Origin of the sequence: Arsenicicoccus bolidensis DSM 15745, from assembly GCF_000426385.1 — a bacterium.
Taxonomy (GTDB): Bacteria; Actinomycetota; Actinomycetes; order Actinomycetales; family Dermatophilaceae; genus Arsenicicoccus; species Arsenicicoccus bolidensis.
Window position 1 is genome coordinate 131,217 of record NZ_AUFG01000003.1, and the last position, 16,458, is coordinate 147,674.

Below are 16,458 nucleotides of genomic sequence, written 5' to 3' on the forward strand. Positions count from 1 at the left end.
GGTCACCTTATCGGCGTGCAACCTTGTGCCCCGCCACGACGTCCTGAGGGTGTCAAGGAAGCACGTCCCAGAGGGGGGACCATCATGAGCAGCTCCACCATCCGTCGCGGTGTCACGCTCCTCGCCGCGTCAGCGATGCTCACGGGCGGGGCCGTGGTCGGGGGGACCACGGCCCAGTCCGCGCCCGTCGCACCGGCACGCATCAGCGCGTCACCCGTCAGCTCGACGCTCGTCAGCTCGGCACCTGTCAGCGCGGCGCAGGCCGCCCTGGCTCCCCGGGCCGCCGCGCGCACCCTGCGCGTCGGTTCGCGCGGTCCGGCCGTCACGGTCCTGCAGAGCAGGCTCAACGCTCTCGGCTACAGCCTCGGCCGGGTCGACGGCGTGTATGCCGCCCGCACCCGCCAGGCCGTCATGGCGCTGCAGAAGGTCGCCGGTCTGCCGCGGACCGGCGTGGCCGACGCCCGCACCCAGGCCGCTGCGAGCAAGGGGGTCCGCCCCGCCGCCCGCAGCCGCAAGGGTCACGTGATCGAGATCGACAAGGCCCGCCAGACGTTGTACGTCGTGGACGGCGGCCGGGTCTCGCGGATCTACAACGTCAGCACCGGCAACAACAAGCGCTACCGCGACCGCGGCCGGTGGGTGCGCGCCGTCACGCCGTCGGGCAGCTTCCGGTTCTGGACGCAGTACGGCGACGGGTCCGGCTGGCAGCACGGCCGGCTCGGCAGCATGTACCGCCCGATGTACTTCAACGGCGGCATCGCGGTGCACGGCAGCCGTTTCGACATCGGGGCCTACCCGAGCAGCCACGGGTGCGTCCGCATCCACAACGCCAACATGGACGAGCTGCGCGGTCAGCGGCTGATCGGGCTGCGGGGGACGGTGGTCGTCTACTGACCGCGGAGACCCCGCGGAGACACTCACCGCGCAGACGTCGCGAGGGTGGCCCCAACCTGATGGCGGGGTGCGGCGTCGTACGAGATGTGCCGGGTCTTGCGGGGGCTCGAACCGGCACGCACGACCGGTCGATCCAACACCCTTCGGACCGGTCCGAGGAGGCCGTCGGCATGGGGGTGCCGGCGGCCTCCTCACCTGTCTGCGGGTAGCAGGGGTCAGCTGGGTCAGCCGGGTCAGGAGTGCAGCCGGCGTCAGTAGCGCGCGGTCGCCTCGGCGACGAGCTCGCCCACCAGCTCACCGGCGTCGACCTCGAGCCCGCGTCGCACGAACCAGTCGCACATGTTGGTCGCGTCCCGCTCGAGGATCTCGAAGCCGTGCGGGTTGCCGATGACGTCCACGATCTGGGGCCAGTCGATCAGCACGAGCCGGTCCTCGTGGAGCAGGACGTTGTAGGGCGACAGGTCGCCGTGCGTCCACCCCTCCCGCGCGAGGACGAGCAGGGTGCGCCGCAGCTGGTGCCACAGCTCGTCGAGGAGCGCCGGGTCCGGCCGGGTCTGGGCCAGTCGGGGCGCGGCCACCGGCGTCGGCCCCTCCGTCATACCGATGAACTCCATGAGCATCTCGTCCCCGGTGATCTGGACGGGATAGGGGACCGGCAGGCCGAGCTCCCAGAGCCGGCCGAGGGCGTCGAACTCGGCCGCGGCCCACAGGCCTGAGATGACCTCCTTGCCGAAGGTCGTGCGGTGCGCCATGGCGCGCATCTCGCGGCTCTTGCGGACCCGGCGGCCCTCGAGGTAGCCGCTGTCGCGGTGGAACAGGCGGTGCTGGTTGGAGCGGTACCGCTTGGCCGCGAGGACGACCTCGGAGCCGTCGTCGCCGGGGACCCACCGACGCACGAGGTGGACGTCGGCCTCCTTGCCGGTCTTGAGGACGCCGAGGTCCTGGTCGACGGCGCCGAGGGCGGTCACCACCCAGTCGGGGCGGGGCTTCGGCCCGTGCTGCGCGACGTCCCAGGTGGACCAGCGCTCGCCCTCGGGCGGGCCGTCAGGCGATGAGTCGAACGAAAGATCCTGCTGCGCAGGGAAGTTCATGAGAGATCTCCAGGTGGGAGGTGGGGTCTGGGCGGTGCAGGCGCACGAGGACCGTCATGTCGCCACCTCCTGGAGATCGTCGGGGCCCGGGCCGTATGGCGGCAGGCCCACCCACTGTCGCGGCCGCCGCACCCCGCCTGCAACCCCTTTTCCTCCCTCCGACCGGCCAGGGGGTGGGGTTGCGCCCGCCACCGGGAGCGTCTTAGATGTGTCGCATAACGTCATGCTACAAAATGAGGGGAACGTCGTGATGGGAGAGGCCATGGTGTGGCTCGCGATCTGGACGTGCTGGACCGGGGGGATGTGCCTCGCCATCCGGTCCACGGCGGATCGAGGCAAGGACGTGCTCGCGTGATCCTCACCATCGACGAGAGCAGCCCGGCTCCGGCATACGAGCAGATCGTCACGCAGGTGACCGGCGCCGTCGCCGACGGCACCCTTCCGACCGGCGCCCGGCTGCCGACCGTCCGGCAGCTGGCCGGGGACCTCGGCCTCGCGGTCAACACCGTCGCCAAGGCCTACAAGCAGCTCGAGGCCGAGGGGCACGTGGCCACGCGCGGCCGCAACGGCACGGTCGTGCTCGAGCACGTGCGCGACGGCACCGCCGACGAGACCCAGGCCGCCGCCACGCTCCTCGCCCGCACCGCCCAGCGGCACGGCCTGGACCTCGCCGAGGCCATCGGGGTGCTGCGCCGCGCCTGGTGAGCGGATCTACCTGAGGTAGGCGTGGTGAGGCTCACGGCCCGTGCGCCTGTCGGCGACCACGGCCTTTCGTCATACTCCCTGGTAGACCGAGGCCACCCACCACCGAAGCCGGGAGATCCCCATGGGACGCATCCAGACGACCGACGGACTGACCGAGGAGCAGGGCGAGCTGCTCAAGCTCGTGCGCCAGTTCGTCGACGAGCAGATCATCCCCGTCGCGACCGACCTGGAGCACAAGGACGAGTACCCGACGGACATCGTCGAGGGCATGAAGGAGATGGGGATCTTCGGGCTGATGATCCCCGAGGAGTACGGCGGTCTGGGGGAGTCGCTGCTGACCTACGCCCTGTGCGTCGAGGAGATCGCCCGCGGCTGGATGAGCGTCAGCGGCATCATCAACACCCACTTCATCGTGGCCTACATGCTCCTGCAGCACGGCACCGAGGAGCAGAAGGAGCGCTACCTGCCCCGCATGGCGACCGGCGAGGTCCGCGGCGCCTTCTCGATGAGCGAGCCCGGCTGCGGCTCCGACGTCTCCGCGATCAAGAGCAAGGCCGTCCCCGGCGAGGGTGACGCGTGGACGATCAACGCGCAGAAGATGTGGCTGACCAACGGCGGCTCCTCGACCCTCGTCGCGGTCCTGGTCAAGACCGACACCGGCGCCGAGTCGGTCTACAAGAACATGACGACCTTCCTGGTCGAGAAGGAGCCCGGCTTCGGCGAGGTCGCGCCCGGCGTCACCGTCCCCGGCAAGATCGACAAGATGGGCTACAAGGGGGTCGACACCACCGAGCTCGTCCTCGACGGCTACCAGACCACGACCGCGCAGATCCTCGGCGGCGAGCCCGGGCAGGGCTTCTACCAGATGATGGACGGCGTCGAGGTCGGGCGCGTCAACGTCGCCGCCCGGGCGTGCGGGGTGGCCCAGCGGGCCTTCGAGCTCGGCATCGACTACGCCCAGCAGCGCGAGACCTTCGGCAAGAAGATCGTCGACCACCAGGCCATCCTCTTCCGCCTCGCCGACATGGCCACCAAGTGCGAGGCCGCCCACCAGATGATGGTCAAGGCGGCCCGCCTCAAGGACAAGGGCCAGCGCAACGACCTCGAGGCCGGTATGGCGAAGTACCTGGCCGCCGAGTACTGCGCCGACGTGGTCGAGCAGTCCTTCCGCATCCACGGCGGCTACGGCTACTCCAAGGAGTACGAGATCGAGCGGCTCTACCGCGAGGCGCCCATGCTGCTGATCGGTGAGGGCACGGCCGAGATCCAGAAGATGATCATCGGCCGGCGGCTGGTCAAGGACTACGCGCGACGCTGATCGAGCAGGCGAGCTCGTCCCTGCGTCCCTGCATCCCTGGCTGGCTGCGTTCGGCGATCGTGCGGCGGACATCCAGGGTGGGTCCGGGCGCGAACGGCATAATGGAGCCCATGTCCCCGAGCCCCATCAACAACCCCAGCGCAGCGACCATGGCCGAGCGGCTCACGCTCGAGTGGCCGTCGTCCGTCGCGGTCTTCGACCAGTACACCCAGGCGCAGAAGGCCGTCGACCACCTGGCCGACAACGCCTTCCCGGTCCAGAACGTCATGATCGTCGGCACCGACCTGCGTCAGGTCGAGCGCGTGACCGGCCGGCTCACCCAGCAGAAGGTCGCCCTCGGCGGCCTCGCGTCGGGCATGTGGATGGGTCTGTTCGTGGGTCTGATCTTCTCGATCTTCGACGGCCAGGGGATGCGGACGATCATCACGACGGTCCTGTTCGGTGCGCTGTTCGGACTCGTGTGGGCGCTGCTCGGCTACGCCTTCACCCGCGGCAAGCGGGACTTCACCTCGGTCTCGCAGGTCGTGGCCACCAAGTACGAGGTGCTCGTGGAGCACCAGGTCCAGGCCCAGGCCCGCGAGATGCTCCGCGGCGCAGGCCTGCTCGGGGCACAGGGCCCCGTGCCCCGCCAGGACGCGCCGCCGGCGCCGCCGACCGGACAGCAGCCGTACGACCTGGCCCCGCCGACCGGCAGCGACAGCACGGGCAGCGGCGCGACGCGCGCCGGCGAGGACGACCCGCGCCGCTGACCCTGGTGGCCTGACCTGTCAGAGCCAGATCCCTCAGGGGCGACCGCGCTCCTGCACCTCGGCGATCCAGCGCTCCACGTCCGCGGACGTGCGCGGCATGGCCGCCGAGAGGTTCTCGTGGCCGTCCGGCGTGACCAGCACGTCGTCCTCGATGCGCACGCCGATGCCCCGCAGCTCGTCCGGGACGAGCTCGTCGTCGGCCTTGAAGTACAGCCCAGGCTCGACGGTGAGGATCATGCCGGGCACGAGCTCTGCATCCATGTAGTCCTCGCGCAGCGCGAGCTGGCAGTCGTGGACGTCCATGCCGAGGTGGTGGGACGTGCCGTGCACCATCCAGCGACGGTGGTACTGCCCGTGCTCGGGGTCCAGGGTCTGGTCCACGGTGACGCCGTCGGGCAGCAGCCCCCACGCGTGCAGGTGCTCGGCGATGACCCGGATCGCGGCCGCGTGGACGTCCTTGAACCGGTTGCCGGGCTTGACGGCGGCCAGGCCGGCCTCCTGCGCGGCGAGCACGGCGTCGTAGACGCGCCGCTGCGGCTCGCTGAACGTGCCGTTGACCGGCAGGGTGCGGGTCACGTCGGCGGTGAAGAGCGAGTCGACCTCGACGCCCGCGTCCACGAGGATCAGGTCGCCGTCGCGGATGTCGCCGGTGTTCTTGATCCAGTGGAGCGTGTTGGCGTGGTCGCCGGACGCGCAGATCGAGTCGTAGCCCACGCCGTTGCCCTCGTGCCGGGCGTAGAGGCCGAAGACGCCCTCGACCCAGCGCTCGCCCCGGCCGCGGCGGACCGCCTCGGGCAGGTCGGCGATGATCCCCTCGAAGCCGTGTTGCGTGGCGGCGACGGCCTTGCGCATCTCGTCGACCTCCCACGCGTCCTTGACCATGCGCCGGGTGGACAGCGAGCGGGACAGCGCCTCGTCCACCTCGGTCTGGGACTCGGTGACGCCCGCCTGCTGGCGGACCTCGTCCACCAGCGCCGCCACGGCGGCGTCGGCGTCCCGCACGACCCGCAGCTGCACCTGGCCCGCGTCCTTGGCCAGCACGTCCTTGAGCTCGTCGATGTGCCGGGCTCGCACGCCGAGCTCCGACTCGACGTCGGCGATCGTGGGCCTGGCGCCGACCCAGAACTCGCCATACCGGCTGTCGGCGAAGAACTCCTCGCTGTCGCGCGGGGCCAGCGGGCGGAAGAACAGCGTGGTCTCGTGACCGCCCTGCTGCAGGGGGTCGAGCACGAGGACCGCGTCCGGCTCGCGGTCGGCGCCGAGGCCGCTGAGCCAGGAGAAGGCGGTGTGCGGCCGGAAGACGTAGTCGCAGTCGTTGCTGCGGACCTTCAGACCACCCGCCGGTATGACGAGCCGCTCGCCCGCGAACTCGGCTGACACGGCCTCGCGGCGGGGCACCGTCACGTCCGCGACCTCCGAGCGCGGCGTCGGCTCGGTCGCTCGTGGCGCCCACCCCGTCGCGACGAAGTCACGGAACTCGGCGCTGGTGGGTCGGCTCCGGTGCTCGGCCTTCGGCTGCTCTTCGCTCGTCATGGCGACCATCGTGCCACGCACGGGGAGGCGGCTTGCGTCGCAGGTGCGGCGACGGGGACAGTACGGAGCGTGACGAAGCCGCACTACCCGTCCTCGCCCCTGCCACGGCGCCCCTCCGCGCCCCGGGGGCTGCGCCGCACCGCCCAGCAGGCCGTCCGGGTCATTCGCCCCAGCGACGGCACTAGCGTGCTGCAGCTGCACCCCGACGAGGTGGACCCGATCCTCACGCGCAAGGCCCTCGACCTGGCCATGCGCGTGGCCGAGATGATGCTGTCGCACGGCGCCTCGGCCAACGACGTCACCCTCAACGCCCTGCGCATCACCAAGGCCTTCGGGCTCAAGGCCGTCCACGTCGACGTCACCTACACGTCCATCTCCGTCTCGCACTACCGCGGTCACGACCGGGAGCCGCTGACGACGCTGCGGGTGGTGCGGGCGCGCAGCATCGACTACACCCGCCTCCAGCGGCTGCAGGCCCTGGTCCACCGGATCGAGGAGGAGCAGGACGTCGACGAGGCCTTCGAGGTCTTCGCCGCGATCGTGCGGGCCCCGCACCCCTATCGCCGGTGGGTCGTGACCTTCGGCAACGCCGGTGTCGCCGCGGCCGTGTGCGTGCTGCTCAACGCGTCGTTCCTGATCACGATCGTCGCGTTCCTGGCGTCCGCAGCGATCGACCTGCTCATCGGCTGGCTGGCCCGCAAGCAGGTGCCGCCGTTCTTCATGCAGGTGTTCGCCGCCGCCATCCCCACCGTCGCCGCCACGGCCCTCATGGCGGGGGCCTACCAGGGGATCACGTGGCTCGAGGGCGTCCGGCCCGAGCTGATCGTCGCCGGAGGCATCGTGATGATGCTCTCGGGTCTGTCCGTCGTCGGTGCCGCCCAGGACGCCATCGACGGCTACTACGTCACCGCCGGGGCCCGATCCTTCGAAGTCGTCATCCTCACCCTCGGCATCGTCGTGGGCATCCTCATGACCCTCCAGCTCGCCCAGCGCGTCGGGATCCCCGTCGTCCTCAGCGGCGCCGCGCCGCCCCTCGGGAGCCTCGCCCAGCAGCTGGGCGGGTCGCTGCTCATCTCGGCCTTCTTCGCCATCTCGACGTATGCCGGGCCGCGAACCGTGGTGCTGTGCGCCGGGATGGGCGTGCTGGGCTGGGTCGGCTACCTCGCCGGCACGCTGATCGGCCTCGGGAGCATCTCGTCCAGCGCCGTCGGAGCGTTCGTGGCGGCCATGGTGTCGGTGCACCTCGGCCGGCGCCTGGCGGTCCCGTCGCTGGCCCTCACGACCGCCGCCCTGGTGCCCCTCATGCCCGGGTCGATGGTCTATCGCGGCCTGCTGGAGATCATGGTCCACGCGGGGTCGCGCACCTCCTTCGGCGAGGGCACGATGACGCTGCTCAACGCCGCGGGCGTCGGGCTGGCGCTCGCGGCCGGGGCGTCCCTCGGCACCTACCTCGCGCGACCCGGCCGAAGCAACCTGCGCCACGCCTCGCCGCGCGGCGACGGGTCCCGGGCGGACAAGGCGGTGGCCGCCGGCAGCCCCGAGGCCGAGGGCGCGACGCAGCGGCTCGAGGCGGCGACCACGGGCACGCTCCCCGTCGTGCAGGGGGACGGTATACGGCCGGAGTGAGCAAGGGCACGCCTCACCCGGGTGCCCCGGGGGGACCAGCTGCGGCAGCATGGGCGGCGGACCCAGACCGCCCACGACGAGGTGACCCACGATGTCCAAGACGACGGCCGGCAACTACTTCGAGGACTTCCGGCTCGGGCAGGAGCTCGTCCACGCGACGCCGCGCACCATCACCGAGGGCGACGTCGCGCTGTACGCCGGGCTCTACGGCTCGCGGTTCGCGCTGACCTCGGGGGAGACCTTCGCCCGCGGCCTCGGGCTGGAGCGCATGCCGGTCGACGAGCTGCTGGCCTTCCACGTCGTGTTCGGCAAGTCCGTGCCCGACATCTCGCTCAACGCGGTCGCCAACCTGGGGTATGCCGGAGGCCGCTTCCACCGCCCGGTCCACGTCGGCGACACCCTCACGGCCACCTCGACGGTCATCGGCCTCAAGCCCAACTCCAACGGCGCCTCCGGCAACGTCTACGTCCGCACCGAGGGCCGCAACCAGGAGGGCGAGGTCGTCCTGGACTACGTCCGCTGGGTGATGGTCCGCCGCCGCGAGACCGTCCCTGCCGACCGGCTGGGGGAGACGACCATCCCCGATCTCCCCGGCGCGGTGCCGGCGTCCGAGCTCATCGCCCCGTGGCGGGTCGTCGGCGGCTACGACACGGCGCTCGCGGGCAGCGAGTTCCTCTGGGACGACTACGAGGTCGGCGAGCGCATCGACCACGTCGACGGCGTCACCATCGAGGAGTCGGACCACATGCTGGCCACCCGCCTCTACCAGAACACCGCCAAGGTGCACTTCGACCAGCACGCCCAGGCGTCCTCGGCGATCGGGCGGCGGCTGATCTACGGCGGGCACGTGATCTCGCTCGCCCGAGCGCTGACCTTCAACGGGCTCGGCAACGCCCTCTCCGTGGCGGCGATCAACGGTGGCAGCCACGCCAACCCGACCTTCGCGGGACACACGATCTACGCCTGGTCGGAGGTCCTGGAGCGGATCGAGCTGCCGGGCCGGCACGACGTGGGGGCCCTGCGGATCCGCACCGTGGCCACCAAGGACCACCCGTGCGCCGACGTCCCGTTGCGCGGCGAGGACGGGAAGTACCTGCCGCACGTCGTGCTCGACCTGGACTACACGGTCCTGATGCCCCGCCGCTGACGCGACCGCGCATCGCCAGCGCCTAGATTGGCGGGATGCGCATCGACCTGCACACGCACTCGCTGGCCAGCGACGGCACGCAAGACCCTGCGGACGTGGTCCGTGCGGCGCGCGACGCACGCCTGGACGTCGTGGCGCTCACCGACCACGACACGACGAGCGGGTGGGACGAGGCGGCCGGCGTCGTGGACGAGACGGGGGTGGCGCTGGTGCGCGGCATGGAGATGTCCTGCGCTCACCAGGGCATCAGCATCCACCTGCTGGCCTACCTGCACGACCCCGCCGACCCGGACCTGGTGGCCGAGATCGAGCGGGCCCGGCTGTCGCGCGAGAGCCGCGCACAACGCATCGTGGAGCGGCTGCAGGAGCGGTTCCCCGAGCTGACCTATGACGTCGTCCTAGCGCAGGTGCGGGAGGGCGCGACGATCGGGCGGCCGCACATCGCGGACGCGCTGGTGTCCCTCGGAGCCCTGCCCGACCGCAACGCGGTCTTCCGCGACTACCTGCACGACGGGTCGCCCTACTACGTCTCGCACTACGCCCCGGACCCGGTCGAGGCGGTGCGGCTGGTGCTGGCCGCCGGGGGAGTGCCGGTGATGGCGCACCCCTTCGCCGCCAAGCGGGGGCGGGTCGTCGACGACTCGGTGATCGAGGCGATGGCCGAGGCGGGCCTCGCGGGGCTGGAGATCGACCACCGCGACCACGACCCCCGGCAACGTGCGCACGGCGCCGCGCTGGCTCGGTCCCTGCGGCTGCTCCAGACCGGGTCCAGCGACTACCACGGCGACGGCAAGCTCAACCGCATCGGCGAGCACACGACGGCGCCCGGGGTGCTGGAGCAGATCGAGGACCGGGCGAGCGGCGTGCCCGTGCTGCGTCCCTGAGCCTCGTCGTCCACAGCCTGTCGCGTTCCGGGCGTCGTCGTCCACAGGCGGCGCGGTGGATGGTCTCCTCGGCTCGCGCGTGCCTAGGGTCGACGGCATGACCCAGCAGTCCACGGACCAGCCGGCCGGGCAGGGCACCTTCGCCGGGATGCCGCAGCGGCTGTATGCCGCGAGCCCGTCCCGCCTGCTCGCCTACCTCGACTGCCCGCGGCGCTACCGCCTGCAGTACCTCGACCGACCCAAGCCGAAGGCGGCCCCGCAGCGGGCGCACACCAGCCTCGGGATCGCGGTGCACAACGCGCTGCGGGACTGGTGGGACGTGCCGGTGGAGCAGTGGTCGGTGGACCGGGCGCACGCGCTGGTCGCCGCGAGCTGGGTCGACGTGGGGTTCCGCGACGCCGCCATGTCCCGCCGCTGGCTGCGGACGGCGCAGCAGGAGGTCACGGACTACCTCCGGGGGATCGCCCCGGGCAACCGCCCGGTCGGGATCGAGCGAACCGTCTCGGTGCGCACCGGCACGGTGGCGCTGACCGGGCGGATCGACCGGCTCGACGACCGGCCGACGTCCGACGGCGGACGGGCGCTCGTGGTGGTGGACTACAAGACCTCGCGCCGGCCCTCGACGGTGGACGAGCTGCGGACCTCCCTGCCGATGGCGATGTATGCCGTGGCGGTCGCCGGGATGTTCAAGCGTCCCTGCGTGGACGTCGAGCTGCATCACGTGCCCACGGGCACGGTGGCGCGGCACCGTCATACGGCTGAGTCGTTGGACCGCAAGGTCGGCGAGGTCGAGTCCATCGCGGTGGACCTGAGGCGGGCGGACGCCGACTACCGCGAGCGAGGGGTGGAGTCCGACCAGTTCCCGCCTCAGGTGTCCGCCCTGTGCGGGTGGTGCGACTTCCGCGCCCACTGCCCCGAGGGGAGTTCCCACGTGCCCGAGCGGGCGCCCTGGGCGGCGCTGGAGCCGGACGACAGCGGAGGGACGTAGCGGGCCGGGGCAGCGTGGAGGGGAGCCGACACGGTCGACTCCCCTCCACGGTGCCTCTCGGGCGGACCCGATCAGCCGTTGCGGTAGCGCCCGATCAACCGGTCGAAGCGACGCGGCTGTGGGGTCTCGTCACGGGTGGCACCGTTCTGCTGGACCATCAGCTGCAGGTCGTCGTGACCGTGCTCGGAGACGCCGCGCACGACGGCCTCGCGCATCAGGCGGTCGGCCAGGGCGGCACGGCGCACGACCGGGTCGCTCTGCAGGTCCTTGACCAGCGCGACGCAGAGGCCGCCCATCACGATCCCGAACGGCAGCGCCGAGACGATCACCAGGCTCTGCAGTCCGCTGAGCGCTTCCTTCATGTCGCCGTTCAGGCTCCCGGCGAGCAGCATGACCGCGGCGACGGCGCCGGTCGCGGCGCCCCAGAAGATCACCGTCTTGCGGCTCGGCTCGATGGTGCCGTGCTCCGACAGCGTCCCCATGACGATGGAGGCGGCGTCGGCGCCGGACACGAAGAAGATCGCGACGAGCACCATGACGAGCACGGTCGTGATCCCGGCGAGGGGGTAGTGGTTGAGCAGCTGGAACAGCGACGCGTCGGCGTCGACGAGGAGCTCGCCCTTGACCTTGGTCGCCATGTCGCCGGCGCTCCGCTGCGCGTCGATGGCGGCGCCACCGAAGATCGCGAACCACACGAGCGAGACGAGGCTCGGGACGAGCAGCACGCCGGTGACGAACTGGCGGATGGTGCGGCCGCGGCTGATGCGCGCGATGAACATCCCGACGAAGGGGGTCCACGAGATCCACCAGGCCCAGTAGAAGACGGTCCACGTGGAGAGCCAGGCCTTCATCGGCTCGAGCCCGCTGGCGTCGGACCGCGAGGCCATGCGGGCCAGCTGGTCGACATAGGTCCCGAGCGCGGTGGGCAGCAGGTCGAGGATGAACAGCGTCGGGCCGACGAGGAACACGAAGACCGCGAGCACGAGCGCCAGGACCATGTTGACGTTGGACAGCATCTCGACGCCGCGGGAGATGCCGCTCACGGCCGAGAGGATGAAGCAGATGGTCAGCACCACGATGATGATGACCAGGAGGTTGGCGCCCGCGCTGTCGACCCAGCCGTTGAACTCGATGCCGGCGCCGATCTGCAGCGCGCCGAGGCCCAGCGAGGCGGCGGAGCCGAAGAGCGTGGCGAAGATCGCGAGGATGTCGATGACGCGCCCCAGCGGACCGGTGGCGCGGCGGCGCCCGATCAGCGGCGCGAAGACCGACGAGATGAGCTGGCTGCGACCCTTGCGGAAGGTCGAGTAGGCGATGGCCACGCCGACGACGGCGTAGATCGCCCACGGGTGCAGCGTCCAGTGGAACAGCGTGGTCGCCATCGCCGTCTGGAGCGCCTCGGGCGACTGCGCCTCGCCGCCGCTGCGCGGGGGAGGCGAGATGTAGTGGGTGAGCGGCTCGGCCGTGCCGTAGAACATCAGGCCGATGCCCATCCCGGCGCTGAACATCATGGCGATCCAGGACCGCGTGGAGAACTCGGGCTCCTCGTGGTCACCACCGAGCGGGACGTCGCCGTAGCGGCTCGCGGCCAGCCACAGGACGAACACCACAAACATCGAGGCCATGAGGACGAAGCCCCAGCCGGCGTTGGTCATCACCCAGCCGAGCGCCCCGGACGAGGCCGTGGAGAGCGACGAGGTGCCGAGGAATCCCCACACCACGAAGGCGATCGCCAGGACGGCCGTGATGCCGAAGGTGATCTTGTCGACGCCGGGCCGGCGGGCGGTGGACTCGGGCACCGCGGTCGTGAGACCGGCGAGCAGGGCGTGGTCGCGGCCGTCGCCCTCCGGGAGCGGCTGCTGACCAGGCCCCTCCGAGCGCGAAGGCTCAGGCGGTTCGGTGGTCACGGAGTGTGGCGGTTGATCGGACATCGGTGGTTCCTCCTCAGGGGCCGGCAGACCCCCCGAGGATCCCGGCCCGTCATTGGTCGTCCACAGGAAGCCACCACTGTGGCGGGTCTGACCGCTGCCTGGCAAATCGGACGAACCGGCGACGGGCCCTCCGCCGATGTCGTCGAAGGGCCCGTGACCTGGACAGTTGGTGTTGTATGGCGCCTCGCGGCGTCCGGCGTCAGGAGTCCTGACCGCCCTGCGCGGGAGACTGCCCCTCGACGGGACGGCCACCGCGGGTGCGGCGACGGCTCCGGTTGCGGCGCGGACGGGCGGACCCGCCCTCACCCCCATCCGAGGACGGACGATCACGCTCGGTGCCGCCGTGCGAGGCGTCGCGGTCAGTGCGGTCACCACGACCACCGCGACCGTCCTCACGTCCGCCACGACCGTCCTCGCGGCTGCCGCGCCCACCGCGTCCGCCGTCACGTCCGCCGTGGCCGCCGCCCTGGCGACCCTTGCCGGCGCGCTGGCCGGTCTCGCCGAGGTCCTCGAGACGTTCGGCGTCCAGGCCCTCGCGGACGCGGGCCGTGCGGGGCAACCGGCCCTTGGTGCCCTCGGGGATGTCGAGGTCGCTGTAGAGGTGGGGGGAGGACGAGTAGGTCTCGACGGCCTCGGGGATGCCGAGGTCGAGGGCCTTGTTGATAATGCCCCAGCGGGGTGCGTCGTCCCAGTCGACGAAGGTCACGGCGATGCCGGTGTGCCCGGCGCGGCCGGTGCGGCCGATGCGGTGCACGTAGGTCTTCTCGTCCTCGGGGCACTGGTAGTTCACGACGTGCGTGACGTTCTCGACGTCGATGCCGCGGGCGGCGACGTCGGTGGCGACGAGGATGTCGATCTTGCCGTTGCGGAACGCGCGGAGCGCCTGCTCGCGTGCGCCCTGCCCCAGGTCGCCGTGGATGGCCCCGGCCGCGAAGCCGCGGTCGCTGAGCTCGTCGGCCACCTTGGCGGCGGTGCGCTTGGTGCGGCTGAAGATGATGGTCAGGCCGCGGTCCTTGGCCTGCATCATCCGGGCGAGCATCTCGACCTTGTCGAGCGCGTGCGCGCGGTAGACGAACTGCTCGATCGCCTTGACGGTGTGCTTGTTCTCCGTCTCGTCGCCCATGGCGCGGATGTGCGTCGGCTGGCTCATGTAGCGGCGGGCCAGCGCCACGACCGCACCGGGCATGGTGGCCGAGAACAGCATCATCTGCCGGCTGGGGGCCGTGAGGGCCAGGATCTTCTCGACGTCGGGCAGGAAGCCCAGGTCGAGCATCTCGTCGGCCTCGTCCAGGACCACGATGCTGGCGTGCGAGAGGTCGAGGTGTCCCTGCTTGGCGAGGTCGAGCAGGCGACCGGGGGTGCCGACCACGATCTCGACGCCGCGCTGCAGCTGCTCGATCTGGGGCTCGAACGCGCGCCCGCCGTAGATCGTCGCGATGCGCACGCCGCGCTGCCGTCCGGCCCGCTCGAGGTCGCCGGCGACCTGCACCGCGAGCTCACGGGTGGGGGCCACGGCCAGGGCCTGCGGCTTGCCCGCGTGGCGCAGCTCGGCGAAGCCCTCGTCGGAGGGGGAGACCACGCGGTTGAGCATAGGGATGCCGAAGCCGAGGGTCTTGCCGGTGCCGGTCTTGGCCTGGCCGATGATGTCGTGACCGCCCAGGGCGACCGGGAGGGTCATGGCCTGGATGGGGAAGGGGTGCTCGATCCCGAGCGAGGCCAGCGACGCGACGATGTCCGGGTGGACGTCGAAGTCGGCGAAGGTCAGCTCGGGGGCGACCTGGGCCGCCTCGGCGCGGGTCTGCTCGTCGACGGGGGTGTCGAGGGCGGGGTTGGTCATGCGGGTGTCCTGTCGGGCGTGGTGAGCCGCCGGGGGCTGCAGCCGCGAGGCGGCCGGCGACCTCTTACGAGGCTCACGGGATGAGCGGAGCCGATCGGAGGTCTTCGGGCAGCGTGCTCGCTGCGGAGGGGACCACGTGGTCCACCTGGATTCGTGCCGACCGGGCACCTTGGTCCGACCCAGTCTACCGGCGGGACGACTACTCTGGGTGCACATGAGCCCCGCAGCGTCCGACACCGGTGTCGTCGAGCTCCTCGCAGCCCTCGCCTACGGCGAGCTGACGGGGTTCGCCAGGCTCGCCGGCGACAGCGAGCTGGCCCCCACGTCGGCCGCCCGGGCCGAGCTGGGACGGCTGGCCGCCCGCGAGTTCCGGCACTACGAGGCGCTCGAGGAGCGGCTGCGGGCGCTGGGCGCGGATCCGCAGGCCGCGATGGCGCCGTTCGTGGGGGCCATCGACGCCTTCCACCGGCGGACGGCGCCCGGGTCCTGGGCGGAGCGGCTCGTCAACGCCTACGTGGGCGACGGGCTGGCGATGGATCTCTACCGCGAGGCGAGCGACTTCGTCGGCGAGGCGGAGCGCCCGCTGATGCAGCGGGTCCTGCAGTCGGAGGGCAAGGCGGAGTTCGTCGAGCAGGAGCTCCGCAAGGTGGTGGACGCCGACCCCGCGGTGGCGGGCCGGTTGTCCCTGTGGGGGCGCAGGCTCATGGGGGAGGCGATGTCCCAGGCGCAGCAGCTGGCCGCCGCGCACCCCGAGCTGGTGGCGATGCTCGTGCCGGACGGTGACCTGGCCGAGCTGTCCCGGATGTTCACGCGCCTCGCCGAGGCCCACACCGAGCGCATGGGTCGGCTCGGCCTCTCGAGCTGACGGAGGTCGTATGCCGTCCGGTGACGGCACGCGCGGAGGGCGGCACCCCTCGTGGGGGTGCCGCCCTCCGGCATACGGTCTCGGTGCGGGTCAGACGCGACCCTTGCGACCGGTCATGCTCAGGTAGATGGCGATCAGGATGGCCGCGACGACGACGCCGGCCAGGACGGCGATCCAGGCGATGCCGCCGGACGCGTTCTTGTAGCCGAACTGGGAGACGAGCCAGGAGCCGATGGCCGACCCCAGGATGCCCAGGACGATGGTCATGAGGATCGAGATGTTCTGGTTGCCCGGCATGACCAGACGGGCCAGACCGCCGATGATGGCGCCGATGATGATGGCGGTGATGATGGTGCCCAGCATGTGACTCTCCTTGGTAGGTGCGTGACGCGAGGGGTGCCTCGCCTCGTGAGCTACCCCGCGGTCTCGGGGGGCTGCTTACACGGTGTCACTGATGGGATACCCCTCCATGCATTGTTCAATCACTCCAGCATCACGAAACAATGACAACCGCAAGACGGCGGGGATGTGGTCTGCACCACATCCCCGCCGTCCTGCGGTCTGACGCCGCTCTGCCTCAGAGCGAGCCGAAGCCCACCCGGGACTTCGCGGCCTCGCCGATCTCGACGTAGCCGAGACGGTCGCCCGGCACGACCACGGTCCGTCCGTGGTCGTCCTGGAGCGTCAGCAGGGAGCCGTCGCGGACGGCCGTGGCGACGGCCTCGGACACCTGCTCGGGGGACTGTGCGGACTCGAAGGTGATCTCGCGGGCGACGTTCTGGACGCCGATCTTGACCTCCACGGAGGGTCCTTTCGTTGTGGTCGGTGCCGGCGGGCGGGCCGGACGCTCTCGTCCGTGACCAACCGCCGGGCGGGTCGGGGTGTTCCCG

General features: G+C 71.3%; 15 protein-coding genes. 9 read left to right on the forward strand and 6 right to left on the reverse strand.

What is annotated here, in order from left to right; all coding sequences use genetic code 11:
- The first annotated feature begins 84 nt into the window (after positions 1 to 84).
- Entirely contained in the window at positions 85 to 894 is an 810-nt protein-coding gene (locus tag K313_RS0102950) for a L,D-transpeptidase family protein (protein WP_029210367.1), read from the forward strand.
- A gap of 251 nt (positions 895 to 1,145) precedes the next feature.
- Here the strand turns inward: K313_RS0102950 and K313_RS0102955 are convergent, their stop codons facing one another.
- On the reverse strand, positions 1,146 to 1,985 hold the full coding sequence (locus tag K313_RS0102955; RefSeq protein WP_029210368.1) for a serine protein kinase RIO: 840 nt from the start codon (positions 1,983 to 1,985) through the stop codon (positions 1,146 to 1,148).
- A 351-nt stretch (positions 1,986 to 2,336) separates the two neighbouring features.
- On the opposite strand from K313_RS0102955, the gene K313_RS0102965 reads away from it, so the two are divergent.
- The 3 genes from K313_RS0102965 to K313_RS19825 all read left to right on the forward strand — a co-directional run bounded on the left by K313_RS0102965 (position 2,337) and on the right by K313_RS19825 (position 4,757).
- Positions 2,337 to 2,690 (forward strand): GntR family transcriptional regulator, encoded by a 354-nt coding sequence (locus tag K313_RS0102965; protein ID WP_019286168.1) that lies wholly within the window; start codon positions 2,337 to 2,339, stop codon positions 2,688 to 2,690.
- A 121-nt stretch (positions 2,691 to 2,811) separates the two neighbouring features.
- Complete coding sequence (locus K313_RS0102970) at positions 2,812 to 4,008, forward strand: acyl-CoA dehydrogenase family protein (RefSeq protein ID WP_029210369.1); 1,197 nt, start codon at positions 2,812 to 2,814, stop codon at positions 4,006 to 4,008.
- A gap of 110 nt (positions 4,009 to 4,118) precedes the next feature.
- The gene (locus K313_RS19825) at positions 4,119 to 4,757 is read left to right on the forward strand and encodes a YflT domain-containing protein (protein WP_029210370.1); all 639 of its coding nucleotides are present in this window, start codon (positions 4,119 to 4,121) and stop codon (positions 4,755 to 4,757) included.
- Positions 4,758 to 4,790: 33 nt separating this feature from the next.
- On the opposite strand, the gene K313_RS0102980 is transcribed toward K313_RS19825, so the two are convergent.
- Entirely contained in the window at positions 4,791 to 6,290 is a 1,500-nt protein-coding gene (locus K313_RS0102980) for an aminopeptidase P family protein (RefSeq protein WP_029210371.1), read from the reverse strand.
- A gap of 69 nt (positions 6,291 to 6,359) precedes the next feature.
- On the opposite strand from K313_RS0102980, the gene K313_RS0102985 reads away from it, so the two are divergent.
- From K313_RS0102985 to K313_RS0103000, 4 genes are all read left to right on the forward strand, one after another.
- On the forward strand, positions 6,360 to 7,916 hold the full coding sequence (locus tag K313_RS0102985) for a threonine/serine exporter family protein (RefSeq protein ID WP_156911116.1): 1,557 nt from the start codon (positions 6,360 to 6,362) through the stop codon (positions 7,914 to 7,916).
- A 91-nt stretch (positions 7,917 to 8,007) separates the two neighbouring features.
- Complete coding sequence (locus K313_RS0102990) at positions 8,008 to 9,063, forward strand: MaoC family dehydratase (RefSeq protein ID WP_029210373.1); 1,056 nt, start codon at positions 8,008 to 8,010, stop codon at positions 9,061 to 9,063.
- Positions 9,064 to 9,098: 35 nt separating this feature from the next.
- Complete coding sequence (locus K313_RS0102995; protein ID WP_029210374.1) at positions 9,099 to 9,947, forward strand: PHP domain-containing protein; 849 nt, start codon at positions 9,099 to 9,101, stop codon at positions 9,945 to 9,947.
- 97 nt (positions 9,948 to 10,044) lie between these two features.
- Complete coding sequence (locus K313_RS0103000) at positions 10,045 to 10,935, forward strand: RecB family exonuclease (RefSeq protein ID WP_051273977.1); 891 nt, start codon at positions 10,045 to 10,047, stop codon at positions 10,933 to 10,935.
- 71 nt (positions 10,936 to 11,006) lie between these two features.
- Here the strand turns inward: K313_RS0103000 and K313_RS0103005 are convergent, their stop codons facing one another.
- Entirely contained in the window at positions 11,007 to 12,866 is a 1,860-nt protein-coding gene (locus K313_RS0103005; protein ID WP_084412407.1) for a BCCT family transporter, read from the reverse strand.
- Between the two features lie 199 nt (positions 12,867 to 13,065).
- Positions 13,066 to 14,703: a DEAD/DEAH box helicase gene (locus K313_RS0103010; protein ID WP_029210377.1), complete on the reverse strand. Its 1,638-nt coding sequence runs from the start codon at positions 14,701 to 14,703 to the stop codon at positions 13,066 to 13,068.
- A 214-nt stretch (positions 14,704 to 14,917) separates the two neighbouring features.
- On the opposite strand from K313_RS0103010, the gene K313_RS0103015 reads away from it, so the two are divergent.
- On the forward strand, positions 14,918 to 15,568 hold the full coding sequence (locus K313_RS0103015; protein WP_029210378.1) for a ferritin-like fold-containing protein: 651 nt from the start codon (positions 14,918 to 14,920) through the stop codon (positions 15,566 to 15,568).
- 90 nt (positions 15,569 to 15,658) lie between these two features.
- Here K313_RS0103015 and K313_RS0103020 read toward each other — a convergent pair whose 3' ends face one another.
- Both K313_RS0103020 and K313_RS0103025 read right to left on the reverse strand, forming a co-directional pair.
- On the reverse strand, positions 15,659 to 15,931 hold the full coding sequence (locus K313_RS0103020) for a GlsB/YeaQ/YmgE family stress response membrane protein (RefSeq protein ID WP_019286154.1): 273 nt from the start codon (positions 15,929 to 15,931) through the stop codon (positions 15,659 to 15,661).
- 214 nt (positions 15,932 to 16,145) lie between these two features.
- On the reverse strand, positions 16,146 to 16,370 hold the full coding sequence (locus K313_RS0103025) for a DUF3107 domain-containing protein (RefSeq protein WP_029210379.1): 225 nt from the start codon (positions 16,368 to 16,370) through the stop codon (positions 16,146 to 16,148).
- Between the last annotated feature and the right edge of the window lie 88 nt (positions 16,371 to 16,458).